The organism is Micromonospora sp. NPDC049204 (genome assembly GCF_040647935.1).
In the GTDB taxonomy this organism is placed as follows: domain Bacteria; phylum Actinomycetota; class Actinomycetes; order Mycobacteriales; family Micromonosporaceae; genus Micromonospora.
Genome location: NZ_JBEZDC010000004.1, coordinates 453481 through 478367 on the forward strand (window position 1 = coordinate 453481; position 24887 = coordinate 478367).

The following is a 24887-nucleotide window of genomic DNA, read 5'->3' on the forward strand; positions in this document are numbered from 1 at the left end:
CTTCTCGCGGACCATAGGATGAGCGGTCACGGCGGGAGGAGTGGCGCGATGAGCGGGGTACGACGGGCGGTGACGCGGTGACTCCGCGCGGGTGGGCGCTGCTGACCCTGGCCGGCCTGACCATCGCGCTTGTCGTGATCGCCGCGCTGCTCATCCCGTGGCACCGACCGCCGGCCCCGCGGGCCGACCAGCTCGCCGCGCTGCGTGACCTGCCGGCGGAGCAGGTGGCCAAGGGGCGGGAGTTCCGAGCCGCGCTGCGCCCGGGCGGTTACACCGCGCTCGCCGTGGGGCTGCTCGTCGCTCTCGCGCTCGGGCTGACCCCGCTGGGCAGTCGCCTGGTCGAGCTGGTGGGCCGGCCGTTCGGGGGGCACTGGGTCGCGCAGGCGGTGCTCGGTGGGCTGGCCGTGATGCTCGTCGCCGACCTGGTGACGCTGCCGTTCGCCGCCTGGCGCCAGAGCGTACTCACCCGCTACGGGTTGAGCACCAACGGCTGGAGTGGCTGGGCGGTCGACCTGCTGAAGTCGTACGCGGTCAGCGCGGTGATCGGCGCGGTGGCGCTCGTCGGCTTCTACGCGGTGATCCGGTTCGCGCCGCGCTGGTGGTGGGCGTTCGGCGCGGCGGGTGCGGCTCTGCTGGTGGTGCTGCTGTCGTTCGTGCTGCCGGTGCTGGTGGAGCCGGTGTTCAACAAGTTCACGCCGATGGAGCAGGGTCCGCTGCGTACCGAGCTGATGAGCATGGCCGCCCGCGACGGGGTGCCGGTGCGCGACGTGCTGGTCGCCGACGCGTCCCGGCGCACCAAGGCGGTCAACGCGTACGTCTCCGGTCTCGGGCCGACCCGTCGGGTGGTCGTCTACGACACGCTGCTGCGCGAGGCGACCCCGGCCGAGGTGACCGCCGTGGTCGCGCACGAGCTTGGGCACGCGAAGGACTCCGACGTGACGGTGGGCACGCTGACCGGGGCGCTGGGCGCCGCGGCGGCCGTGGTGGCGCTCTATCTGCTCGGCTCGTGGGGGCCACTGTTGCGGCTGGCCGGCGTCGACTCGGTCGCCCAGCCACGCGCGTTTCCGTTACTGCTGGCACTCGTCACGGTGGCCGGCCTGGTCGCCGCGCCGGTGCAGGCGCTGATGTCGCGACGGGTGGAGGCGCGGGCCGACGCGCACGCGCTCGCGCTGACCCGTGACCCGCAGGCGTTCGAGTCGATGCAGCGCCGGCTCGGCTCGGTCAACCTCGGCGACCCCGACCCGCCACGCTGGGAATACCTCTACTCGGCCTCGCATCCGTCCACCGTCGAGCGGATGGCCGCCGCGCGCGCGTACGCCCGGGAGGCCGGCCGATGAGCCGCACACTGTTGATCACCAACGATTTCCCGCCCCGTCCGGGCGGCATCCAGTCCTTCGTGCACAACCTCGCGGTGCGGCAACCGGCCGGTTCGGTGGTCGTCTACGCGTCGAGCTGGCGGGGGGCCGATAAGTTCGACGCCGACCAGCCGTTCGAGGTGATCCGGGAACGCACCCGGGTGCTGCTGCCCACCCCGTTGATCGCCCGCAGGGCGGCGCGGTTGGCGCGCGCGTACGACTGCGACACGGTGTGGTTCGGTGCGGCGGCCCCCTTGGGGTTGCTCGCCGCCGGCCTGCGTCGGCGTGCCGGCGTACGCCGGGTGGTGGCGCAGACCCACGGCCACGAGGTTGGTTGGGCGGCGTTGCCGGCCGCCCGGCCGGCGCTGCGGCGCATCGGTCGGGGTGTGGATGTCACCACCTATCTCGGCGAGTACACCCGCAGCCGGCTGGCCCGCGTGCTGGACGGGGTGACCGAGCTGCGCCGGCTCGCCCCGGGGGTCGACGTGGACACCTACCACCCGACCGTGGACGGCGAGCAGGTCCGGGCCCGGCTCGGGTTGACCGACCGTCCGGTGGTGGTCTGTGTGTCCCGGCTGGTGCCGCGCAAGGGTCAGGACATGCTGATCCGGGCGCTCCCGGAGATCCGCCGCCGGGTGCCCGAAGCGGCTCTGCTGATCGTCGGCGGTGGTCCGTACCGGGCGACCCTGGAGAAGCTGGCCCGACAGACCGGTGTGGAGCGGGACGTGGTGTTCACCGGCTCGGTGCCGTCGGCCGAGTTGCCGGCGCACTACGCGGCCGGCGACGTCTACGCGATGCCGTGTCGCACCCGCAACCGGGGCCTCGACGTGGAGGGGCTGGGCATCGTCTACCTGGAGGCGTCCGCGACCGGCCTGCCGGTGGTGGCTGGTGACTCCGGGGGCGCACCGGACGCGGTCCGTGAGGGGGAGACCGGTTACGTCGTACGCGGGCGCGACGTGGCCCAGCTCGCCGACCGGGTGGCCCGTTTGCTCGCCGATCGGGACCTGGCCCGCCAGCTGGGCGCTGCCGGCCGGGCCTGGGTGGAGCGGGAGTGGCGCTGGGAGGCACAGGCGGAACGGATGGCGGCGCTGCTCGCCGGTTGATCGCCGTTCAGCTCTCCCGGGCCGGCGCGTAGTGCGGCACGTACTCCTGGCCGGTGAGTTTCTGGATCTCCGCCATCACCTCGTCGGTGACCGTCCGGACGTCCCGCGGCGCGTGGATCCGGTCGACGACCGGGATCGGCGGGCCGAACCGCAGGGTGACCGGATGTCGACGGGGCAGCCGTGCGTCGACCGGCAGCACCTCGGCGGTGCCGAGCACGCCGACCGGAATGATCGGCACTCCGGCGTCGCGGGCCAGCCGGGTCATCCCGACGCGGCCCCGGTAGAGCCGTCCGTCCGGGGAGCGGGTGCCCTCCGGGTAGATCGCGACCAGGCCACCGGCGCGCAGCACCGGTACGGCGGCGTCGAGAGCCCGCAGGGCGGCCCGGCCTCCGGCGCGTTCGACCGGGATGGCGCCCATCCCGGCGACGATCCGCCGGTTGAGCCAGCCGCCCGGACCGCGGCCGTTGAAGTACTCGACCTTCGCCCAGAAGGTGACGTGCCGGGGCGTCGAGGTGACGAGGAACCACTCGTCGGCGACGGACAGGTGGTTGCCGGCGAGGATGGCGCCGCCGTGTCGGGGCAGATGCTCAAGCCCCTCCACGTGGGGCCGCCAGCCCATCCGGAGCGCGGCGCCGACGGTCAGCTTGGCGACGTCGTACAGCAGGGGCACGTGTCCTCCGGGGTCGAGCTTCAGGCTCGCGCCGGGCCGAGGTGGGCCTCCAGCGCGGCGTGCAGCAGGGTGTCGTCGTCGGTGACGCCGGTGGCCAGGGGCAGGCTGCCCCAGGCCCAGAGCTGGGCGATGCCGTGCAGGTTGGCCCAGAGCGCGCCGGCGAGCACCGGCGCGGGGGCGTCGGTGGGCCGGCGCACCTGCGCCACCAGGTCGGCCAGCGCGGTGAACAGCGGCAGGCTCGTCTCGCGCAGCCGCAGCCGGCCGCTGTCCAGCAGGTCGTGGCGGAACATCAGCTCGAACATGCCGCGGTGGGCAGCCGCGAAGTCCAGGTACGTCCGGGCCAGCGCGGCCAGTCGGGTACGCGGGTCCGGGTCGACATCGCGCATCGTCTGCTCGACGCGGGCGGTGAGGTCGGCGAAGCCCTCCCGGGCGATGGCGGAGAGCAGGTCGACGTGGGTGGGGAAATAGCGGCGCGGCGCGCCGTGCGAGACGCCGGCACGGCGCGCGATCTCCCGCAGTGACACCGCCGCCTGACCCTCGTGCAGCACCAGGTCCACCCCGGCGGCCACCAGCCGACCGCGCAGGCCTGCCTCGTCCGCGTCCATAGACATTGTCTACCAGTAGCGGTAGACGCTGTCTATCTCGGTCGGCGTGGTGCTGCGCTCGTTCACCTCGTCGGTGGGCCTGTTGGACTGTCGTCGGGCGTGTCATGACCTGCCGAGTGCCGCAGGTCAACGTGATGCCTGTGAGTCATCAAGATGACTCACAGGCATCACGCTCGATGGAGATACCGGGACGGGCTCAGCCTCGCGCCGTCGAGAGTCGCCGCCCGTGCCAGGCATGCCCCGACTTCATGAAAGACGAGTGGATCATGCTCGCGCCCGGGCTGGGCCGCGCCCGGGGTTCAGCGGATGCGGGCCAGGATCCGGTCGGCGGGGGCCGGACGCCCGAAATGCCAGCCCTGGCCGGCGTCGCAGCCGATCGCCCGTAGCCGCTCGGCCTGCCCGGCGGTCTCCACACCCTCGGCGGTGACCGTCAGGTCCAACGCGTGCGCGAGCGAGACCAGCGAGGCGAGGATCCGCTCGTCGGTGCGGCCGACCGAGGGCGACCGCAGGCCGGCGACGAACTCCCCGGCGACCTTCAACTCGGTCACCGGCAGATCCCGGAGGTACGCCAGGTTGCTGTAGCCGGTGCCGAAGTCGTCGATGGCGATCCGTACACCGAGGTCGGCCAGCACCCGCAGGGCGCGGACCGGCTCCTCGGCGGTGCTCATCATCGTGCTCTCGGTGATCTCCAGTTGGAGCCGCTCCGGCGGCAGGCCGGTCTGCCGCAGGAGCGCGCGAACCTCCTGCACCAACCCGGGCCGGTGTACCTGCCGTACCGCCAGGTTGACGCTGATGAAGGGTGCGGCGACGGTACCGCCCGCCCACGCCTCCGCCTCGCGGCAGGCCTCGGCCAGCACCCAGCCGCCCAACTGGATGATCAGGCCGGTCTCCTCGGCCAACCCGATGAAGCTGTCCGGACGCAGCACCCCCAGCTCCGGGTGACGCCAGCGGACCAGCGCCTCGACGCCGACCAGGCTGCCGTCGCGCAGTGAGGTCAGTGGCTGGTAGTCCAGGTAGAACTCGCCGCGCTCCAGCGCGGCGGGGATCGCCGCGGAAAGCGCGTACCGGGCCAGTTCGCGTTGGTTGCGCTCGGCGTCGTAGAGCGCCCAGCGCGCCCCGCCGGCGGACTTCGCCCAGTGCAGGGTGCTGTCCGCGGCCCGCATCAGGTCGCTGGGGTTGGCCCCGGCCACCTGACGCTCGACGATGCCGATGCTCGCCGAGATCTGCAGCTCGTGCCCGTCGACGAGCGCCGGTGTCCGGACCGCGGCCAGCGCGCTCTCGGCCAACGCCACCATGTCGTCGGTGCCGCCGGTGTGTTGCACCAGGATGACGAACTCGTCCCCGCCGAGCCGGGCCACCAGATGCTCACCCATGGCCCGACACAGCCGTTCGGCCACCGTGACCAGCAGCCGGTCACCGACCTGGTGCCCCAGGGTGTCGTTGACGACCTTGAAGCGGTCCAGGTCCAGGAAGCACACCCCGACCCGCTGCGCGCCCCGGCCGGGCTCGTTGAGCGCCGCGGTGAGCCGCTCGGTGAACAGCGTCCGGTTGGGCAGACCGGTGAGCGGGTCGTGGGTGGCCTGATGCCGGAACCGGGCCTCGCTGGCGCGCAGCGCCCGCTCGGCCTGCGTCCGGGCCCGCATGGCGGCCCGGCGGATCGACTCCTGCTCGTCGAGAGTGCGGTCGCGCAGCGCGCGGGCGTAACCGGTCGCCACGGCCGCCAGCAGCCGGGCCATCCGGTCCTCGACCTCCTCGGCCACCAACCCCAGGTCGCGCACCAACCGAAGTTGGATGACCTCGACGGTACGACCAAGCCCCTCCGCGGAGGCGATGTGCGCGGCGACCAACTCGGCACCGACCCGGTACCCGGCGCGCAGGTCGAACGGCTCCGTGAGCAACGCGCCGGCCAGTTGTGCGGTGAGCCGGTCCAGCATGGTTTCCAGCTGGGCCTGGGTCATCGGCAGGTAGCTGGTGCCGGAGACCGCCTTCGCCCAGGCGCGGGCGAAGGTGCCCGGACGGGTGGCCGCCTCGGGCGTCTCAGTCACCGAGTCGCCCGACGCCGCCCATGAAGACCGCGCGCTCGGCGTCCTCCGCGCTCTCCGGGGTGTCCGGTCGCCACTGGGGCACCCACACCACGCCGGGGTCGAGCAGCTCGAACCCGTCGAAGAGTGCGGTCAGCTCAGCTCGATTACGGATCCACAGCGGATTGTCGGTGCGTCGGTAGACCCGTTCCGCCTCGGCGCGCTCGTCGTCGCTGCGACCGTCGTCGCTGGCCTGCGACAGCACCAGATAGCTGCCGGGGGCCAAGGCGTCACGCAGCGTCCGCAGCAGCTCCGCCGGTCGGTCGTCGTCGGAGACGAAGTGCAGGACGGCCACGACCATCACGGCCACCGGTTGGCTCAGGTCGAGCAGCTTGCGGACCTCCGGGTGGGCCAGGATCGCCTCCGGGTGCCGCAGGTCCTCCTGCACCACCACCGTCCGGTCGTTGCCGGCGAGGATCTCGCGGCTGTGCGCCACCGCCACCGGGTCGACGTCCACATAGACCACCCGGGACCGCGGGTCGAGCCGCTGGGCGATCTCGTGCACGTTGCCGACGGTCGGGATGCCCGAGCCGATGTCCAGGAACTGCCGGATTCCGGCCTCGGCGAGATGGTGCACGGCCCGGCGCAGGAACGCCCGGTTGGCCTGGGCCATCAGCGGCGCCTCCGGCACCGCCGCGACCATCGCCTGCGCCGCGGCGCGGTCCGCGGCGAAGTTGTGCGAGCCACCGAGGTAGTAGTCGTACATCCGCGCGACACTCGGGCGCTCGATGTCGATGGTGTCGGGTGCCCAGTCCGGCCGCTGCATGCGATTCACCCCTCGAGTCCGCGACGCGGGCGTCGTCGCCCGCGCGGGTATTGTGCACCCGCCACGCACGCCAGACCATAGCGTGCGGGAGGTTACCCGCCGACGTCGGTCGATACGCGACGGCCCGCGCTGGCCGAAGCCGGCGCGGACCGTCGGTCGTGCGGTCCCGCTGAAGGAGCGGGGGCGGGTCAGAACTTCGGCGCGTCCGGTGCTTCGAGCAGGCCGAGCCGCAGCGCGGTCATCAGCGCCTGGGCCCGGTTGGCCGCGCCGAGCTTCTCGTAGAGCTTCGAGATGTGCGTCTTGGCCGTGGACTCGCTGACGAACAGCTGCTTGGCGATGCCGGCCACGCTCATCCCGTCGGCGAGCAGCCGCAGCACCTGCCCCTCCCGGGGAGACAACTGCGGGCCGGACGGCGCGAGCCGGCGCTTCATCGCCTCGGCCAGGTCGGCGGCGGTGAACGCGCTGGGGGAGGAGGCGGCGTGCCGCGCGGCGGCCACCACCTCGTCGGCCGGGGCGGTCTTCGGCACGAAGGCACTCGCACCGGCCTCCAGAGCACCGAAGAGCTGGTCGTCGCCGGCGTACATGGTCAGCACCACGATGCCCATCGACGCGCTGGACTTGCGCAGCGCGCGGGTGGCCTCCAGGCCGCTGCCGTCGGGCAGCCGCAGATCCATGATCACCACGTCCGGCTGCAGGGCACCGGCCTGGCGTACGCCCTCCGCCGCCGTGGCGGCCTCACCGACGACCTCGAACTGCCGGTCGCGCTCGAAGGCGTGGCGCAGGCCCTTGCGAATCAGGTCATGATCGTCAACAAGGAGGACCTTGGTGCGGGTGGCCGGTGTCGGACTTGTGGTCATCCTCGGGTTACTCCCCTTCTGGTGCTGCGCTGTCGCGCACGTTATCTCGGCGGGACGAGGTGCCAACAACCACGGCCACGGTAGTGCCGCTGGGTTGCCGCGGCCTGATCTCCAACCGGCCCCGGATACGTTCCGCCCTCTCGGCCATGATCGCAAGACCGTACCGTCCGTCGGGGCGCTGGTCAGCCATCCCCTGACCGTCATCCGACACTTCTATTTGGGCGTACGGGGGGTCGACCTCGCACGTGACCCACAAATTCGAGGCGCCGGCGTGCTTGCGCGCGTTGGTCACCGCCTCCTGGGCGATGCGCAGCAACTCGGCCTCGGTGGCGGCCGGCAGCCGGGCGGTGGACTCGTCCAGCGAGAGGTGCACCCGCAGTCCGCCGGACGCGCCCACGGTGCGCGCGTACTCGGCGATGGCGGCGGCCAGCCCGCCCTGCCGGTCCACCTCACTGCGCAGCTCGAAGAGGCTCAGCCGCAGCTCCTGGATCACCCGGGTCACCTCGGTGCGCAGCGTACGCAGGGCCTCGGCGGTCTCGTCGGCGTCGTCGAAGACGGTGGCCATGGCGTTGTCGATGCCGTAGCCGACCATCACCAACTCCTGCGCCACCCCGTCGTGGATCTCCCGGGCCAGCCGCTGCCGTTCCTCGTTGGTGGCCAGCGAGCGCACCTCGTCGAAGAGCAGCGCCGCCTCCAGCCGCAGCGCGGCCGGGCGGGTCAGCGCGGTCACCCGGGACACCACCGGAGGTGGGTACGCGTGCGCGGCGTCCGCCTCCAGCACCACCAGCCCGACCGTGCGGACCCCGGCGACCAGCGGAACGATCAGCGCGGACACGTCGCCGCCACGGTGTGAGCGGGACTGCGAGCGCGCGGCCGTCGTGGCCTGCTGGCTGGCCCAGGCGTCGGCGATGGCCGAGTCGGCGTCCAGCGTCGTCTCCCAGTCCACCCGGTCGACGCCGGCCTGGGCGAGCACCACGAGCCGGCCTCCGCCACTGGCCGAGAGCACCGCGCCCCGGTCGGCCTGGGCCACCGTGCGCAACTCCTCCAGCAGGTGCTCGGAGATGCCGCCCGGGTCCAGGGTGGCGCCGGGCAACTGCCGGGCCACCGTCCGCAGCTGGGTCAGCAGCCTGGTCGCCTCGGCGTACGGCTGGGGTTTGCCCTCGTTACGGACGGCCATCACCCGGTGCAGGGTGCCGGCGGCGTAGAGCCCCAGCGCCGCCAGGATGAGCCACTGCGCGCAGACCGCGAGGTAGCCCGGCTGGCCGAGCTGGAGCTCTCCGCCGACAGTGGTGAGCGCACCGCTGACCAGCAGGGTGGCTGCGGTGACCGCGAGCAGGGCGGTGCCCTCGGAGAAGTGGCGGCGCAGCGCGGTGACGGTCACCGGGACCGCCAGGTAGGGCAGCACCGCCGAGGCGCCGAGCCCGGCGACCGTGCCGATCGACGCCACCGCGGCCACCTGGCTCGCGGCCAGGCCCAGCACCACCACCTCGGCCACCCGGCTCAGCGGCGCGATCAGCCGGTGCTGCGGGGCCAGCAGGGACGGGAGCCCGGCCACCGCCAGGAGCGCGATCCACCACAGCTGGCTGAGGTCGCGGGTGGCGAAGATGGTCAGGACGGCGATCAGCGCCAGCATCACCAGGCGGGCGGCCGCGGCGAGGGGATGCGGGTGCGGTGCGGTGGCTGTGGATGCGGGCACGTGACGGATGGTAGTCAGCCTCGGTAGATCTCGGCGATGTCCGCCGCGTACGTCGTGTGGACGACCTGGCGCTTGACCTTGAGCGACGGGGTCAGCTCGCCGGTCGCCTCGGTGAAGTCGCGGGGCAGGACCCGGAACATCTTGATCGCCTCGGCCTTGGACACGGCCTGGTTGGCGGTGTCGATGGCGGTCTGGATCTCCCGGAGCAGGGCCTCGTGCTCGCGGAGCTGCTCGACGGGGGTGTCGGCGGGCATCCCGACGCCTTCCAGCCAGGCCGGGAGCGCCTCCTCGTCGACGGTGACAAGCGCCGCGATGAACGGCTTGCGGTCACCGACGACGACGCACTGGCTGATCAACGGGTGTGCCCGGACCAGGTCCTCCAGCACCGCCGGGGCGACGTTCTTGCCGCTGGCGGTGACGATCAGCTCCTTCTTGCGCCCGGTGATGCTCAGGTAGCCGTCGGCGTCGAGCTGGCCCAGGTCGCCGGTGCGGAACCAGCCGTCGGTGCTGAGCGTCTCGGCGGTCGCCGTCTCGTTGCGCCAGTAACCCTGGAAGACCAGCGCACCGGAGATCAGGATCTCGCCGTCGTCCTCGATCCGTACGGTCACGCCGGGCAGTGGGCGGCCGACGGTGCCGATCCGGGTGCCGGTCGGCAGGTTCGCCGCGGCGGCGGGCGAGGTCTCGGTCAGGCCGTAGCCCTCCAGGACCGTCACGCCGATGCCGCGGAAGAAGTGACCGAGCCGGGCGCCGAGCGGCGCGCCGCCGGAGATGGCGTCGCGGCAGCGCCCACCGAGCGCGGCGCGCAGCTTGCCGTAGACCAGCCGGTCGAAGACCACGTGCTGGGCGCGCAACGCCAGACCCGGTCCGCCCGGGGTCTCCAGCGCCTCGCTGTACGAGATGGCGACCTGCTCGGCGCGGGCGAAGATGCCGCCCTTGCCGTCGGCCTCGGCCTTCTGCTTGGCCGCGTTGTAGACCTTCTCGAACACCCGGGGTACGGAGAGCACGAAGGTCGGCCGGAACGCCTGCAACTCGGCGACCAGGTTCTTGGTGTCGGCGCAGTGGGCCATGGTGGCCCGCGCCTGCACGACGCCGATCTGGATCAGCCGGGCGAAGGCGTGCGCCAGCGGGAGGAAGAGCAGGGTGGACGCGCCGGCGTGGAACAGGTTCGGCAGCACCGGCACGGCGTTGGCGATGTCGGCGTACATGTTGCGGTGGGTGAGCACGCAGCCCTTGGGGCGGCCGGTGGTGCCGCTGGTGTAGATGATCGTGGCCAGGTCGTCGGCGCCGACCGCCTTGCGTCGCCGTTCGACCTCGGCCAGCTCGACCGTGGCGCCGGTGCTGACCAGTTGGTCGACCCCGCCGAGGTCGATCTGCCAGACGTGGTCCAACTCGGGCAGCCGGTGTCGGACGCCGGCGATCAGGGCGGCGTGCGCGTCGGTCTCCACCACGACGGCGACCGCGTTGGAATCCTCGATGATCCACGCGGCCTGTTCGGCGCTGGACGTCTCGTAGATCGGCACGGTGACCGCTCCGACGGTCCAGATGGCGTAGTCCAGCAGCGTCCACTCGTACCGGGTGCGGCTCATCAGCCCGACGCGGACGCCTGGTTCGATGCCGGCGGCGATCAAGCCACGGGCCACCGCGGCCACCTCGTCGCGGAACTGCCGGCAGGTCACCTCGGCCCAGACGGTGACGGCGCCCTCGGCGCCGGGGGTGGGGCGGGCGAACTGGACGGCGTCGGGCGCGACCTCGGCGTTGTCCCAGACCGGATCGGTGAGGTTGGCCGCGTCGCCAACGGTGACGATCGGCGGGACGGAGAACTCGCGCACCTGCACTCCTTCGTGCTCGCACTGGCCGGGCCGGCACCGCCGACGGGCGGTGGCTGTGTCGAAACCTACCCGGTGAGCACGGGCACACCGCTAACGCCCGGCGCTGTCCTGGCCCCCTGCGGGCCGCTGGCGGCGCGGCGGGGGCGGCGCGGCGTGCGGCCGCGGCCCGCCGGGTAGCCTCCCCCCATGGCGGACTCCTCCACCCAGTCGATCATCATCGGCGCCGCACCGGATCGGGTGACGGCGGTCATCTGCGACTTCGCGGCATACCCGGAGTGGACCGACGCGGTCCGCCGCGCCGAGGTCGTCGAGGAGTACGAGGACGGCTACGCCAGCCAGGTGCGCTTCACCATCGACGCCGGGGTGATGGCCGACGAGTACGTGCTCGCCTACGAGTACGCCGAGGACCTCTCCCGGATCGAGTGGCACCTGGTCGCTCCCTCGAAGATGCAGAAGTCCCAGCGCGGTTCGTACGACCTGGTGGGTAACCCGGACGGCAGCACGACGGTGACCTACACCCTGGAGGTCGACCTGTCGGTGGGGATGCTCGGGATGTTTCGGCGCAAGGCCGAAAAAGTGATCATGGATACCGCGTTGAAGCAGCTCAAGCGCCGGGTAGAAGCACCCGGTGCGGCGCACTGACGGGGTCGGTGGCACGGTGGAGGAGCCGAGGGTGGGCGGAACAGATCCGGGTTCGGCCCGGGAAGAGGCGGAGCGGTTGGTAGCCACCCTGCTCGCGGGGGCGCGACTGGCCTCCGCCGGCTCGGCGGGCGGCGCGTTCGGCTCGCTGGGCGGGATGCTGTCCGGTGTCCTCGGTCACAGTAACGACGCGGGAGGACGTCCCGGCACCGGCGGTGCTTTCGCCACCGGATCGGCCGAATGCTGCGTCTGCCCGGTCTGTCGGGGCATCGCCGCGTTACGAGACCCGAGTCCGGAATTCGCCGAACGGCTCGCGACCGGCGCCGGAGACCTGGCAGCGGGCGTCGCCAGCCTGCTCCGCGCGTTCTCCCCGGCGCAGCCGTCCCCGACGAGCCCCTCCGGTGGGACCTCCGAACCCTCCTTCGCGCCACCACCGGCACCCGGCGCGAGCACCGACGATGTGCTCCCCGAGCCAGCCCCCGGCGACCCGTCCCGCGCGACCGGCGACGAACACGTGTGGCGCGATGCCACCCGCAGCGGGCATGATTCTCAGCCGGCGCCGGAGCGGGATGTCTGGTCGGTCGCCACCCGGACGGCGGACCCACTCGCCCCGGCCGCCGTACCACCCGTCGACGACGCCGGGCCGGCGACCGTACCGGCACCGACCACTCATCCCGCGGTGCCCGCTTCGCGGGTGCCGGACGACACCGGTGCGCAGGCACCGGGCGACGGCGCCTGAGCGCGGGACATCCCGACCCGGACCGGCATGCCGCCGGGACCGGGCCGGACAGTAGAGGGGAGCGGCAGCGGTGACGCTGACCATCGGAGTCGACGTCGGTGGCACGAAGGTGGCTGGCGGTGTCGTGGACGACACCGGCACGGTGCTCGTGCAGACCCGACGGGACACCCCCGCCGATGACGTCGGCAAGACCCGCGACGTCATCATCGAGCTGGTCGGCGAGCTGGCGGCCGGGCGGACGATCGAGGCCGTCGGTATCGGCGCGGCCGGTTGGATCGACGCCAGCCGCTCGACTGTGCTCTTCGCTCCGAACCTGGCCTGGCGGGACGAACCGCTGCGGGAGTACGTCAGCGAGGCCGTCGGCCTACCCGTGATCGTGGAGAACGACGGAAACGTCGCCGCCTGGGCCGAGTTCCGCTACGGCGCGGCCCGCGACGCCGACGATTCCATGATCATGTTCACCATCGGCACCGGTGTGGGCGGCGGCATCGTCCTCGGCGGTGACCTCATGCGCGGCGCGCACGGCATCGCCGCGGAGCTGGGCCACATGCTGGCCGTGCCGGACGGGCACCAGTGCGGCTGCGGCCGGCTCGGCTGCATCGAGCAGTACGCCAGTGGCAGCGCCCTGGTGCGATTCGCCCGGGCCGGCGCCCGGCAGGAGCCCACCCGGGCCACCGCGCTGCTCGACCTGGCCGGCGGTGAGGTCGAGGCGATCACCGGCCCGATGGTGACCGCCGCCGCGCAGGGCGGTGACCCCGTCTCCGCCGAGGCGTTCGCGCAGATCGGCCGATGGCTGGGCACCAGCCTCGCCGACATGGCGCAGATCCTCGACCCGCAGACCCTGGTGGTCGGCGGCGGTGTGATCGACGCAGGTGACCTGCTGCTCGGCCCCACCCGCCGCTCGTACCTCGACGCGCTCGCCCAGCGCGGTCGCCTGCCGGTGGCCGAGGTGCTCCCGGCGGAGCTGGGCAACAGCGCCGGGGTGATCGGCGCCGCCGACCTGGCCCGCCGGATCTGAGGCGGTCCGGGATGGGTGTGCCGCTGCGCGTGGTGTCGTACAACATCCACAGCCAGCGCGACGACACCGCCGCACTGGCGGCGGTCGTCCGGGCGGCGCGCCCGGACGTGGTGATCGTGCAGGAGGGGCCGCGCCGGTTCCGGTGGCGGCAGAAGTCCGCCACGCTGGCCGAGTCGTTCGGCCTGGTGGTGGTCGCCGGTGGGCTGCCCGCGCTGGGCAACCTGCTGCTGACCAGCCTGCGGGTACAGGTGCGGGGCACCCGGTGCCAACGCTTCCCGCTCACCCCCGGTCGGCACCTGCGCGGCGCCGCGTACGCCGACTGCCGGGTTGCCGACGCCCAGTTCACCCTGGCCGGCTCGCACCTGTCCACCGACCCGGCCGAGCGGCCCTCCCAGGCCGCCGAGTTCAAGCGTGGCCTGGACGCGGCGACCAGCCCGGTGCTGGCCGGGGCGGACCTCAACGAGGGTCCGGACGGACCCGCCTGGGCCACCGTGTCGCGTGGGCTGACCGACGCCGCGGTGGCAGCCGACCGGGCCGAGCGGCTCACCTACTCCTGCGCCGACCCGCGCCGCCGCATCGACGCGCTCTTCGTCGACCCGCGGATCACCGTTGTCGACTACGACGTGGTGGACACCCCGCAGACGCGTCGGGCCAGTGACCACTTCCCGGTCCTGGTCGACCTGCTGCTGCCCACCACCGGCTGACCGCCCGACCCGGTCCGAGCGTCGACGCGTCCGTTCCAGGACTGGACATCCGGCTCGGTTGTGGAGAGGATTTCGCGGCGACCGGCACGCCTGCCGTACCAAAAGGAGATGTCCCGGTGTCCACCTCCACCGACCACGGCCGGCCCGACCCGGAGGCGACCTCGTCCGCGCACAGCGGCGACGGTCGCCCGGTCTCCGACCGGGGCGACACGGTCTGCGTCATCGGGGCCGGGGCCAGCGGCCTGACGGCGATCAAGAACCTGCGCGAGCACGGGTTCGGCGTGGACTGCTACGAACGGGAGACGGGCGTCGGCGGCGCCTGGAACTGGCGGCACGACCGCAGCCCGGTGTACGCCAGCACCCACCTGATCTCGTCGAAGCCGTTCACCCAGTTCCCGGACTTCCCGATGCCGGACTCCTGGCCGGACTACCCGCACCACAGTCAGCTGCTGTCGTACTTCGAGCGCTACGCCGACCACTTCGACCTGCGCTCGCACATCTGGTTCGGCACCGAGGTGGTCCGGGTCGAGCCCGCCGAGGGTGAGCGGTGGGACGTGACCACCCGCTCCACCGGCGGGTACGGCCCGGAGCGCACCTCCCGGTACGCCGCCGTGGTGATCGCCAACGGCCACAACTGGTCGCCGAAGCTGCCCCGCTACGAAGGGCTGGAGGAGTTCCGCGGCGAGATCATGCACGCCTCGTCCTACAAGGACCCGGCGCAGCTGCGCGGCAAGCGGGTGCTGGTGGTCGGCGCCGGCAACACCGGCTGCGACATCGCCGTGGAGGCCGCCCAACAGGCGTCGCGGTGCTGGCACTCCACCCGGCGCGGCTACTGGTACGCCCCGAAGTACGTGCTCGGCCGCCCCGCCGACCAGGTGAACGACAGCCTGTTGGCGCTGCGCGTGCCGCTGCGGGTGCGGCAGTGGCTCTACCACTGGACGATGCGGTTCACCGTCGGCGACCTGACCCGCTTCGGCCTGCCCAAGCCCGACCACCGGGTGTACGAGACGCACCCGATCGCGAACAGCCAGCTCGTCTACTACGTGGGCCACGGCGGGATCGGCCCGGTGCCGGACGTCGCCCGGTTCCGCCCGTACGCCGTGGAGCTGTCCGACGGCCGCGAGATCGACCCCGAGGTGGTCGTCTTCGCCACCGGTTACCTGCCGCGCTTCGAGTTCCTCGACGCGTCGGTGTTCGGTGACAGCGCCGGGGCGGGCCGACCCACGCTGTGGCTCAACGCGTTCACCCCGGGGCACCCGACGCTGGCGGTCGCCGGCCTGGTGCAGCCGGACTCCGGACTGTTCACCCTGTCGCACTGGCAGACGGTGCTCTTCGCCCGGCTGCTCCAGGCCCGCCGGGATCGGCCGGAACGGGCCACGGCGTTCGCGCAGCGGGTGCGGGACCGGGCGGGGGAGCGGTACTCCGGGCCGGTCAAGGAGAGCAGCCGGCACTGGTTCGAGGTCGGTCACGCCGACTACCTGCGCGCCATCCAACGCGCCCTGGTCGAGTTGGAGGGCAAGTGAGCCGCCCGGTAGCCGCGAATGGAAGGCAGACCAGTGACTGAACTGCGGATCATGCGGGGTCGGGAGTGGTCGCGTCCGGTCCGACCGGCCCGGCGGGAGGTGCTCAGCGCCGTCCCCGCAGCGGAGGAGGGGCGACCCCCGCTGCTCTTCGTCCCCGGGTTCGGGCACGGCGCGTGGGCGTTCGCCGAGCACTGGCTGGGTCACGCGGCGTCGCGGGGCTTCCCGGCGTACGCGGTGAGCCTGCGTGGGCACGGTGCCAGCGAGCCCGCGCCGGAGGCGACACTGCGCGCGTACGCGCACGACGTGGTCCAGGTGGCCGCGAGCCTGCCGCGGCAGGCGGTGCTGGTGGGGCACGGCGCCGGGGCCCTGGTGGTGGCGCACGCGTTGGCCCGCTATCCGGCGCGGGCCGCGGTGCTGGTGGCGCCGGTCTTCGGCGGCTGGGGAGTGCTGGGCGCGGCGCTGCGCCGTAACCCGGGGGGCACGTTGCCCGCGGTGTTCGGTGGGCCGTTGCGGCTCAACCGTGGGCAGTTGTTCAGCCGCGAGTTGCCCGACGAGGAGGCCCGGCGGTACGTCGGGCGACTCGGCCGGGCGGGCCGGCGGGCGCAGTGGGCTCTGCTGGGCGAGCCGGAGGCCGAGCCGGCGGTGGGCGCACCGCCGGTGCTGGTGCTGGGCAGCCCGGATGACCGGGTGGTGCCGGCGTCGACGTTGACCGGGGTGGCCCGTCGGTACGATTCGGCCCCGCTGCTCTTTCCCGGAATGGGCCACGACCTGATGCTGGACGCGCGGTGGGCGGAGCCGATCGACGCGATCCTGGACTGGCTGGAGAAGGAGCCCACGGCGCGCTGAGCACCCGGACGCTCGCCGCCTTGGGGCGTCGCCGGTCCGGGCGGGGTGGGTCGTGCTCGGCGACGCCCCCGACTGGTCAGCCGCTGGTCTGTCGGGTGGTCGAGGCGGCGGTGGGGGTGGCGGGTCGTGGCACCCGAGCACCGTCGGTGGAGGTGGCGGCGTCCGGGTTGGCGTCGCTGGGAGAGGTGTCGTTGCTGGTCAGGCGACTGACCAGGGCACCGTGCTCGTCCAGCGCGTGCAGGTAGGAGCGCGCCCAGGCCCGGATGTCGTGCTCCTCCAGGTGCGCACGCATGGCCCGCATCCGTTGCGTGGTGTCGGCCGGTGCGGCCCGCAACGCCGCACAGAGGCCCTGCTTGAGCCCCTCCAGGTCGTGCGGGTTGACCAGGTACGCCTGGGAGAGTTCGGCGGCGGTGCCGGCGAACTCGCTGAGCAGCAGGGCGCCCGTGTCGTCCACCCGGGCGGCCACGTACTCCTTGGCGACGAGGTTCATCCCGTCGCGCAGCGGGGTCACCGCCATCACGTCGGCGACCCGGTAGAGCGCGGCCAACTCGGCCCGGTCGAAGGGCTGGGTGAGGTAGTGGATCGCCGGCTCGCCGACCCGGCCGAACTCGCCGTTGATCCGGCCCACCTCGCGCTCGATCCGCTCACGCAGGATCTGGTACTGGCCGACGCGCTCGCGGCTCGGCATCGCGACCTGCACCAACACCGTGTCGCGGACCTTGACGTCGCCGCTGGCGAGCAGTTCGCTGTACGCCTTGAGGCGCTGCTCGATGCCCTTGGTGTAGTCCATCCGGTCGACGCTGAGGATGACCTGCCGGGGGTCGCCGAGGTCCTGGCGTAGGCGGCGGGCCCGGGCGGCCACGTCCGGGCGGGCGGCGAGCGCGCCCATCTCGGCGGTGTCGATGGAGACCGGGAACGCGCCGATGCGGACGACCCGGTCGTCGATGCCGATCCGCCGGTCGGTGGCCGGCAGGTCCAGCACCCTCGTCACCAGTTGGGCGAAGTTGTGCGCCGCCTGCACCCGCTGGAAGCCGACCAGGTCGGCGCCGAGCATCCCGCGCAGCAACTCGGCCCGGCGCGGCAACTGCATGAAAAGCTCCGGCGGTGGGAACGGCACGTGCAGGAAGAAGCCGATGCGTAGGTCCGGACGGAGCGCGCGCAGCAGACCGGGGACCAGTTGCAGGTGGTAGTCCTGCACCCAGACCACGCCGCCCTGCTCGGTCACCTCGGCGGTCGCCTCGGCGAAGCGTTTGTTGACCCGCTGGTACGCCTCCCACCACCGTCGGTGGTGCTGCGGCTGCTCGACGGCGTCGTGGTAGAGCGGCCAGAGGGTGGCGTTGGCGAACCCCTCGTAGTGGTCGCGCAGGTCTTCGGGGCTGAGCGCGACGGTGTGCATCCGGACGCCGTCGACGTCCGGTAGGGCGGGGGGAGGCCCGGTGCCGCCGGCCCAACCGACCCAGGTCGCCGGGGTGTGTCGCAGCAGGGGGTGCAGCGCGCTGACCAGCCCACCCGGGCTGCGCCGCCACTCGCAGGCCCCGTCGGGCGCCTGACTGTCGTCGATGGGGAGGCGGTTGGCCACCACCACGAGAGAACTCTGTCGCATCTCGGGCATTCCGATCAGCAGAGGACTGACCGCCACGAGCAAGGAAAAACCGGTCAGTCAGCGGGGGAAGTGACGTACAGCGGTATTCCTACTGACAGTAAGTTACACCACTGTTACGCGCTCGGCGGGTCGGCGCCGTCCCGGGATGCGGGCCAGGATCAGACGACGGCGCCGTTGTCCGGGTCGTCGTCGTCCTCGTCGCCGGGGCGCAGCCGCCAGATCAGCGTGACGAAACCGGCAAGGATGCCGGTGAACCCGAACAGGGTGACCGCCGAGCGGTCCACCGGAATCAGCGACGGGAAGAGGAAGAGCACGAACCCGACGACCACGCCGAGCACACCGACCACCGCGTACTTGCTGACCCGGGGCAGCGGCGGCGGCGGGGGCGGGTGGTAACCCTCGTCGTCCTCGTCGTCGGGCAGGTCGGCCCCGAAGGTGTCCAGCCCGTCCAGCAGCGACGGCTCGTCCGGCCGGGTGCCGCGACCCACGGAGATCCCGGAGATGTCGGTGGCGTAGGGAAGCCGACGGGTGTCGGTGGCGGTCGGACCGGGCTCGTCGGTCCCCGAGCGGGCCAGCGGGCCGGCGGTCGGCTCGTCGCGCGCCTCCCGCTCGTCCACGTCCTCCGAGGCCGGCCACGGGCGGTCGCCGACGGCGGAGGAGGTGTGGAAGCCGGCCACGATCCGCGCCCACTCGGCATCGATGTCCGGTTCGTCGCGTGCGGGCGGCTGCTCCGGGCTGCTCTCGTCGGCGAGCTGGGTCAGATAGTCCCGGGCGGTGGTCAGGTGTGAGCGGTCGACGTAGAGCCGGTCGACCGGTCGGGCCGGGACGGTGGTGGTGCGGGTGACCGGGTTGAGGTCGGCCGAGGGCTGGAGGTAGGCGGCGATCCCGCCAGCGGCCAGCACGTCGAGCAGGTGCTCGCCGACGCGCGGATCGACGTCGCCGACGACGGCGTACTCGTTCGCGTCGAGCCCGTTGTCCCGCCGTCCCCGGCGGGCACCACCCGCTGACACCCGGACATCCCCCTTAAGCGCCTCGCGGCGCGACCCTCGACGCCCGTCCGCACGCCGTGCTCTGAATCGTGACACGTCCGGGCACCGTTCCGGGAGTGCGTTGTGTCGCGTCTTCCAAAGTCACGACTGCCGCCGCAGGTCGCGACCGGGGTTCTATGTCCGTTCTTGCGCGACCAGCGCCATCTCGGTGATCGTCGGCATTCGGGGACCCGATGGGCCTCCCGCTCAGCAGGCCACCGCGGGCCCGGTCGGGCTGATCGGCCGGCCCGCGAGCGCCAGTAGGCCGGGGGCGTCGTTGCGCAGCGCGAAGGTGCGTACCTCCGCGCGGGTCGCCCGCGCGCCGGTCCGGTCGCCGGCGCGGGTCAGCTCCGCCGCCGCGAGCGCGAGCGCCAACACCTGGTCGCTGACGTCCGGGATCCGCCCGTAGGTCTCGGCGGCGGCCAGGTGCAGCTCGGCGGAGCGCCGGTGGTCGCCGTCCGCGGCGGCCAGGGCCGCCGTGACGGTCCGCAACGCCGCCTCGGACCAGGGCGTGCGGTGCCCGACCCGGCCCAGCATCGTGCGGACCCGCACCGCCGCGCTCCGACCACTCAGGGCGGCGGCGTACGCGGCTGCGGCGATCCACTCCCCGCTGGCCAGCGCCGGCACCGCCGACCAGCTCGCGTCCAGCTCCTCGATCAGCTCCGCCGCCTCGGCGTCGCGCCCCTGCAATCCCCGGCACAACGCGGCCATGCTCAACATCGTCCAGAGCAGCCGGTGGAACCCGCTGCGCCGCGCGGTGTCCAACGCGTCGGTCAGGTCGGCCGGGTCGTCGTCGTCGCGCAGCACCAGCAGACAGCAGCGCAACCCGCGTACCTGCATGTCCCAGCTCCCGGTGGGCGTGTCCACGAACGCCTCCGCCGCTGCCAGGAGCCGGCCGAAGTCGCCGTCGAACCAGGCGCGCATCGCCTCCGCCGAGTAACTGGTGGTCAGGGTCTGACCGCTGGCGGTCCGCGCCGGCGCGGCCGAGAGCAGGGCATTGGACCGCAGCCAGTCGCCCTCCTCCCGGATCGCCCAGGCGAGGTTCTGGGTGGCCCGGGGCAGCGCCAGCAGTTGACCGGCCCGGGCGAACTCGACGATCGCGTGCAGCTCGTCCAGGCCGACCCGGTCCCCGGACTGGTAACGGGCGGTGGCCGCGGTGATCCGGGCGTTGGTGCGGGTCTCGGTCAGGCCCAACTGCTCGGCGATCTCCGCCGCCGTGTCCGCCGCTGACACGGCCGGGTCCCGCTCGTAGTTGAGCATGTGCAGCCGGCCCATCTCGGCGTACGCGTCCGCCTTCTGCGGGGTGTCCGGTAGGGGCTCGAACAGCTGCACCGCGCGGTCCAGGCAGGCCAACGCGTCGCCGCGGTCGGCCCGCAGCCAGGCGGCCTGACCGAGCAGCGTCCACGCCCGCGCGGCGCAGGCGTTGTCGCCGTGCGACAGCAGTTGGTCGGCGAGCGTGTGCACCTGCTCGGGCCCGCCGCCGGAGAGGAACGCGTTGCCGTCGCGGTAGAACGAGATCTCCGTGCTCAGCAGCTCCAACTGGAGCCGGCCCACGGGGTCGCTGTCGTCGGCCAGGCCGAGTGCCCGGCCCGCGTGGCTGGCCGCCGCGTCCAACCCGTGCAGCGCGTACGCCCGCCGGGCGGCCCGGTGCAGCGCCTGCCGCGCCGGCCCGGCGTAGCGCCGCACCTGCATGCCCAGCGAGCGGGCGATCTCGTGCGCCGCCCAGCGGTGGTGGGCGAGCACCTCGGCCAGGTCGGTGTCGCGGGAGTGCGACAGCGCGTCGAGCCAGTCGGCGGCGCGCTCGTGCCGGGCCACCCGCTCGGTGCGCGGCAACCGCTGGTAGCAGACGTCGCGGACCAGCACGTGGCGGAACCGGAACTCCGCCTGCCCGGCCATCGTCGACGCGGCCTGCTCGTGCACGAAGTCGCGTTGTTCGAGTCGGCGCAGCGACCGCTCGACCGACTCGACCTGTTGCCCGAGCGCGGTGGCGACCGCGCCGGGCCAGAACTGCACCCCGACCACCGACGCGGCCAGCAGCACCGCGCGGTCCTTGGCGTCCAGCAGGTCGACCCGGTTGGCGATCACCGCGTGCACGCTCTCCGGCATGGCCAGCTCAAGCTGCTTGTCCAGCGACCACCCCCGCCCCGACTGGCGCAGCGCCCCCTGCTCGATCAGCATCCGGACGTACTCGTGCGCGTAGAGCGGGTTGCCGCCGGCCACCTCGATCAGCGGGGACAGCATGTCGGCGGAGAACGCCGCCTGGCCGAACAGGTGCGCGTACAGGGCGGCGATGCCGGTGTCGCGCAGTGGCGGCAGGGTGATCGTCACCGAGCCGGTGATCGTCCCGGCCCAGCTCGGGTCCCGATCGACAAGCTCCGGGCGGGCGGTGCAGAGCAGCAGCAGCGGCACGTCGCGGGCCGCCGCCCCGAGCAGCTCCACGAAACGCAGCATCGCGTCGTCGGCCCAGTGCAGGTCCTCGAAGACCAGCACGGTGGGACGCTGGGCGGCCAGCGCCAGCAGGAAGCGACGCCACGCCGACTCCGCCTCCTCGGCCGGCAACGGCGTGCCGGGCAGACCGACCAGCGGGCGCAGCGCGTCCACCACCCGGTCCCGTTCGCCCGGGCCGATCAACTCGCCCACGGCGGCGGCGAGCCGTTGTGCGGCGCTCGTCGCCGGGTCGGTGTCGAGGATGCCGGCCTCGGACTTCACGATGTCGGCGAGCGCGGCGAAGGTGACGTTCTCACCGAACGGCGGGCAGCGCCCGGTACGCCAGGTCAGCGGCTCGTCGACCAGCCGGCCGGTGTGCCGGTAGAGCTCCCGCAACAGCCGGCTCTTGCCGATGCCGGCCCGGCCGAAGATGGTGACCACCTGCGGTCGCCGGTCACGCAGCGACCGGTGCAGGGCGTTGACGAGCATCCCCAGCTCGTGTTCCCGATCGACCAGCGGTGTGGTGTCCGGCTCCCGGTCGGTGGGTTGGCGACGCAGCGGGGACAGGGCGAGCCACACCTCGGTCGGCGACGACCGGCCGCGCAGGGTGACCGGGGGCTGCTCCTCGTAGCGGATCGCGTCCTTGGTGAGCGCGTGGGTGCTGCCGCAGACCAGCACCCCGCCGGGTGGCGCGACCGACTGCATCCGGGAGGCCGTGTTCACCACGTCGCCGGCCACGATGGCCTGTCCGCCGTCGCGCGCGGCGGCCACGTCGACGAGCGCCTCGCCGGTGGCCACCCCGACCCGGAACCGCAACTCGGCACTGCCGGTCGGCGCGAACCGGGTGAGCACCCGTTGCAGTTCCAGACCGGCCCGTACGCAGCGCAGCGCGTCGGTCTCGGTGGCGATCGGGGCACCGAAGAGCGCCATCACCGCGTCCCCGATGTATTTCTCCACCACCCCGCCGTACTGGCCGACCACGCGGCGGGCGGCGGAGAAGAACCCGGTCTGCATGCCACGGACCTGTTCCGGGTCGGTGCGCTCGACGTACGGCGTGAAGTCGATCAGGTCCACGAAGAGCACGCTCACCCGGCGGCGGTCCTCCTGCGGGGTGACCGCGGCTGGTCGGTCCGCGCCCGGTCGGGGCGACCCGCAGGACGTGCAGAAGGTGACGTCCGCGGCGAGTGGGCGCAGGCAGTGCGGACACACGGCGCCCAACTCGGCGCCGCAGCCACCGCAGAAGCGGTCCCCGTCGGCGGCCGTGCGTCCACAGCGTCCACACTGCGCGGCGATGACATCCCCCCAGGAGACGAGCGGGTCGACGCCGATGGCGTCCCCTGACCGGAATTATCGCCCCCTGCGGCCGATGTCAGGTACCGGCCTGTTGGCTTGTGGACAGTCACCGACGGTGCCGACCGACTAGATTCAGGCGGCCAGATATCGAGCAGGGACCAAGGGGGACAGGTCAATGGTGTACGTCAAGTTGGAGAGCGACTGGACCGACGGCAACGGGGTCAGCCACTCCGCGGGCGACTCGGTGGACGTCGACGCCGCCACGCTCGCCACGCTGCAGGCCGAGGGCATCGTCAGCGAGCCGGTGCACGGCCCGGGTGGCGACGGCAAGGGCCCGGACAAGTGGGCCGGGCCGGGCAGCTCCGGGGTGTGACCCCACACCGATGACGCCGAAACGGCCGGGTCGCCCACTGGCGACCCGGCCGTTTCGTGTTGTCCGTGCGCTGTCAGTTGGTCGTGCACTGTCAGCGGTCGTTCATGCCGGCGCGGCGGCGCAGCGCGGCCACGTCGGTCACCACGATCCGACGCCCCTCCGTACGCAGCCAGCCGCGGCTGGCGAACGAACCGATCGCCTGGTTGACGCTCTGCCGGGAGCCACCTGCCATCTCGGCCAGTTGACTCTGGTTGAGCTCGATCGTGATCATCGGTGCCTGGCTCTCGCCGGCCAGCCGCACAAGCGTCTTGGCGACCCGACCTGGCAGGTCGAGGAAGACGTGGTCGGCGTTCTGCTCGGTCAGCCGGCGGATCAGCCCGCCCAGCGAGCGCATCACCGCGTCCAGGATGCGCGGGTTGGAGTGCACCAGCTCCATGAACGCGCCCCGCGAGAGGGCGAGCGCCGCGCAGTCTTCGATGGCCTCGGCCGAGGCGGACCGGGTGGACGCGTCGAGCAGGGAGACCTCGCCGAGCACGTCCGGTGGACGGATCACCGACAGCACGGCCCGCTCACCCGTGGGTGCGGTGCGGAAGACGGCCACCGCGCCGCGGCGCAACACGATGAGCGACTCGCCCGGGTCGTTCTCCACGAAGAGCAACTGGCCCTTGCGGTAGGTACGCGGAACGGCGGCGGCGATGACGCGCTGCCGCACCTCGGGCTCCAGACCAGCGAACATCTCGACACCCGTGAGCGCGTCACCCGGCTCCGGCAGGCGCATCTCCACGGCCCAACCCCTCCCCGGTCATGGACCACACACTCGCTCACCGGGTGAACCTGATGGCCCTGACAAGGTGAACTGACACCGATTCGGCATCCGGTAGCGGTACACATCAGATCATGACGGTCCGGTCGCTTGCTGTACACCCCTCGAAGCACTTCCGTGACCGTCGCGAGCTGCGGCGTACCGTCATGGAAGTGCCGCTCAGGCCCGTCACCAGCAGTGCGGCGGCCCCCGCCGGGCGGGGCCGGGCGGCCGTGGGCGAGGATGGCCGGAATGGTCTACCGCTATTTCTACGACTGCGAGTTCATCGAGGACGGCACCACCGTCGACCTCGTCTCGATCGGTGTCGTCGACGAGTACGGCCGCGAGTTCTACGCGGTCTCCACGGAGTTCGACGACTCCCGTGCCGTGCCCTGGGTCCGGCGCAACGTACTGGACAAACTGCCGTCCCCGGCGGACCGGGCCTGGCGGTCGCGCGAGCGCATCCGCGACGACCTGTTCGACTTCCTGGTCGAGCCCATCCGGGACCGGCCGGGGGAGCAGTTGGAGCTGTGGGCCTGGTTCGCCGCGTACGACCATGTGGTGCTCGCCCAGCTCTGGGGTGCGATGCCGGCGCTGCCCCGGGAGATCCCCCGGTACACCAAGGAGCTGCGGCAGCTCTGGGACGACCGTGGTCGGCCCACGCTGCCGGACGCGGACGCGGCCCGGCACGACGCTCTGGTCGACGCTCGGCACAACCTGGCCCGCTGGCGGGCGATGACCTCTGGCGGGCGATGACGATCCGCCGAGCGGCGGTCGTACCGTCGTAGGTTTGACCGGTTCTGTCCCGGGCATCGGTTCGACCAGCCGATCCGAGGGAGTTTCAATGACCAAGTCAAGCCGTAGACGCGGTCAGCGGTGGTGTGGGTTGGAACTCGCGGCCGTCGCGCAGCAGTGCCCAGACGACGTCGA

At 72.7% G+C, this 24887-nt stretch carries 21 protein-coding genes; 10 read left to right on the forward strand and 11 right to left on the reverse strand.

The genetic code is table 11. From position 1 onward, the window contains the following. The first annotated feature begins 77 nt into the window (after nucleotides 1–77). Both AB0A90_RS11325 and AB0A90_RS11330 read left to right on the forward strand, forming a co-directional pair. On the forward strand, nucleotides 78–1337 hold the full coding sequence (locus AB0A90_RS11325) for a M48 family metallopeptidase (RefSeq protein ID WP_357245139.1): 1260 nt from the start codon (nucleotides 78–80) through the stop codon (nucleotides 1335–1337). Continuing rightward, nucleotides 1334–2458, forward strand: a complete 1125-nt coding sequence (locus tag AB0A90_RS11330) for a glycosyltransferase family 4 protein (protein WP_357245141.1) — start codon at nucleotides 1334–1336, stop codon at nucleotides 2456–2458. The genes AB0A90_RS11325 and AB0A90_RS11330 overlap by 4 nt, the downstream gene beginning before the upstream one ends. Nucleotides 2459–2465: 7 nt before the next feature. Here the strand turns inward: AB0A90_RS11330 and AB0A90_RS11335 are convergent, their stop codons facing one another. From AB0A90_RS11335 to AB0A90_RS11365, 7 genes are all read right to left on the reverse strand, one after another. Beyond that, complete coding sequence (locus AB0A90_RS11335; RefSeq protein WP_357245143.1) at nucleotides 2466–3128, reverse strand: lysophospholipid acyltransferase family protein; 663 nt, start codon at nucleotides 3126–3128, stop codon at nucleotides 2466–2468. 20 nt (nucleotides 3129–3148) lie between these two features. After that, nucleotides 3149–3733 (reverse strand): TetR/AcrR family transcriptional regulator, encoded by a 585-nt coding sequence (locus AB0A90_RS11340; protein WP_357245145.1) that lies wholly within the window; start codon nucleotides 3731–3733, stop codon nucleotides 3149–3151. 299 nt (nucleotides 3734–4032) lie between these two features. Beyond that, a complete protein-coding gene (locus tag AB0A90_RS11345) occupies nucleotides 4033–5691 on the reverse strand; it encodes a bifunctional diguanylate cyclase/phosphodiesterase (RefSeq protein ID WP_357245213.1) in 1659 nt (552 codons plus the stop codon). 79 nt (nucleotides 5692–5770) lie between these two features. Beyond that, nucleotides 5771–6580: an SAM-dependent methyltransferase gene (locus AB0A90_RS11350; protein ID WP_357245147.1), complete on the reverse strand. Its 810-nt coding sequence runs from the start codon at nucleotides 6578–6580 to the stop codon at nucleotides 5771–5773. A 188-nt stretch (nucleotides 6581–6768) separates the two neighbouring features. Further along, the gene (locus tag AB0A90_RS11355; RefSeq protein WP_007072219.1) at nucleotides 6769–7437 is read right to left on the reverse strand and encodes a response regulator transcription factor; all 669 of its coding nucleotides are present in this window, start codon (nucleotides 7435–7437) and stop codon (nucleotides 6769–6771) included. A gap of 7 nt (nucleotides 7438–7444) precedes the next feature. Further along, on the reverse strand, nucleotides 7445–9133 hold the full coding sequence (locus tag AB0A90_RS11360; protein WP_357245149.1) for a GAF domain-containing sensor histidine kinase: 1689 nt from the start codon (nucleotides 9131–9133) through the stop codon (nucleotides 7445–7447). Nucleotides 9134–9147: 14 nt separating this feature from the next. After that, on the reverse strand, nucleotides 9148–10962 hold the full coding sequence (locus AB0A90_RS11365; RefSeq protein WP_357245151.1) for a long-chain fatty acid--CoA ligase: 1815 nt from the start codon (nucleotides 10960–10962) through the stop codon (nucleotides 9148–9150). 186 nt (nucleotides 10963–11148) lie between these two features. On the opposite strand from AB0A90_RS11365, the gene AB0A90_RS11370 reads away from it, so the two are divergent. The 6 genes from AB0A90_RS11370 (at nucleotide 11149) to AB0A90_RS11395 (ending at nucleotide 16431) form a co-directional block, all read left to right on the forward strand. Further along, nucleotides 11149–11604: an SRPBCC family protein gene (locus AB0A90_RS11370; RefSeq protein ID WP_357245153.1), complete on the forward strand. Its 456-nt coding sequence runs from the start codon at nucleotides 11149–11151 to the stop codon at nucleotides 11602–11604. Between the two features lie 31 nt (nucleotides 11605–11635). Further along, nucleotides 11636–12340: a hypothetical protein gene (locus AB0A90_RS11375; protein ID WP_357245155.1), complete on the forward strand. Its 705-nt coding sequence runs from the start codon at nucleotides 11636–11638 to the stop codon at nucleotides 12338–12340. Nucleotides 12341–12410: 70 nt separating this feature from the next. Beyond that, nucleotides 12411–13358, forward strand: coding sequence for an ROK family glucokinase (locus tag AB0A90_RS11380; RefSeq protein ID WP_357245157.1), 948 nt, complete (start codon nucleotides 12411–12413; stop codon nucleotides 13356–13358). After that, nucleotides 13355–14062, forward strand: a complete 708-nt coding sequence (locus tag AB0A90_RS11385; RefSeq protein WP_357245215.1) for an endonuclease/exonuclease/phosphatase family protein — start codon at nucleotides 13355–13357, stop codon at nucleotides 14060–14062. The genes AB0A90_RS11380 and AB0A90_RS11385 overlap by 4 nt, the downstream gene beginning before the upstream one ends. A 116-nt stretch (nucleotides 14063–14178) precedes the next feature. Continuing rightward, entirely contained in the window at nucleotides 14179–15585 is a 1407-nt protein-coding gene (locus AB0A90_RS11390; protein ID WP_357245159.1) for an NAD(P)-binding domain-containing protein, read from the forward strand. Between the two features lie 18 nt (nucleotides 15586–15603). After that, a complete protein-coding gene (locus tag AB0A90_RS11395; protein WP_357245161.1) occupies nucleotides 15604–16431 on the forward strand; it encodes an alpha/beta fold hydrolase in 828 nt (275 codons plus the stop codon). A 76-nt stretch (nucleotides 16432–16507) separates the two neighbouring features. Here the strand turns inward: AB0A90_RS11395 and AB0A90_RS11400 are convergent, their stop codons facing one another. The 3 genes from AB0A90_RS11400 to AB0A90_RS11410 form a co-directional block, all read right to left on the reverse strand. Further along, nucleotides 16508–18034, reverse strand: a complete 1527-nt coding sequence (locus AB0A90_RS11400; RefSeq protein ID WP_357245163.1) for a trehalose-6-phosphate synthase — start codon at nucleotides 18032–18034, stop codon at nucleotides 16508–16510. 158 nt (nucleotides 18035–18192) lie between these two features. After that, entirely contained in the window at nucleotides 18193–19044 is an 852-nt protein-coding gene (locus AB0A90_RS11405; protein ID WP_357245165.1) for a DUF308 domain-containing protein, read from the reverse strand. Nucleotides 19045–19269: 225 nt separating this feature from the next. Further along, entirely contained in the window at nucleotides 19270–22818 is a 3549-nt protein-coding gene (locus tag AB0A90_RS11410) for an adenylate/guanylate cyclase domain-containing protein (protein ID WP_357245216.1), read from the reverse strand. Between the two features lie 139 nt (nucleotides 22819–22957). On the opposite strand from AB0A90_RS11410, the gene AB0A90_RS11415 reads away from it, so the two are divergent. Then, on the forward strand, nucleotides 22958–23155 hold the full coding sequence (locus tag AB0A90_RS11415; protein WP_357245167.1) for a hypothetical protein: 198 nt from the start codon (nucleotides 22958–22960) through the stop codon (nucleotides 23153–23155). 91 nt (nucleotides 23156–23246) lie between these two features. On the opposite strand, the gene AB0A90_RS11420 is transcribed toward AB0A90_RS11415, so the two are convergent. Then, complete coding sequence (locus AB0A90_RS11420; protein ID WP_007463121.1) at nucleotides 23247–23939, reverse strand: Crp/Fnr family transcriptional regulator; 693 nt, start codon at nucleotides 23937–23939, stop codon at nucleotides 23247–23249. A gap of 270 nt (nucleotides 23940–24209) precedes the next feature. Between AB0A90_RS11420 and AB0A90_RS11425 the strand changes: the two genes are divergently transcribed. Continuing rightward, nucleotides 24210–24713: a polyadenylate-specific 3'-exoribonuclease AS gene (locus AB0A90_RS11425; protein WP_357245169.1), complete on the forward strand. Its 504-nt coding sequence runs from the start codon at nucleotides 24210–24212 to the stop codon at nucleotides 24711–24713. Nucleotides 24714–24887: the final 174 nt, after the last annotated feature.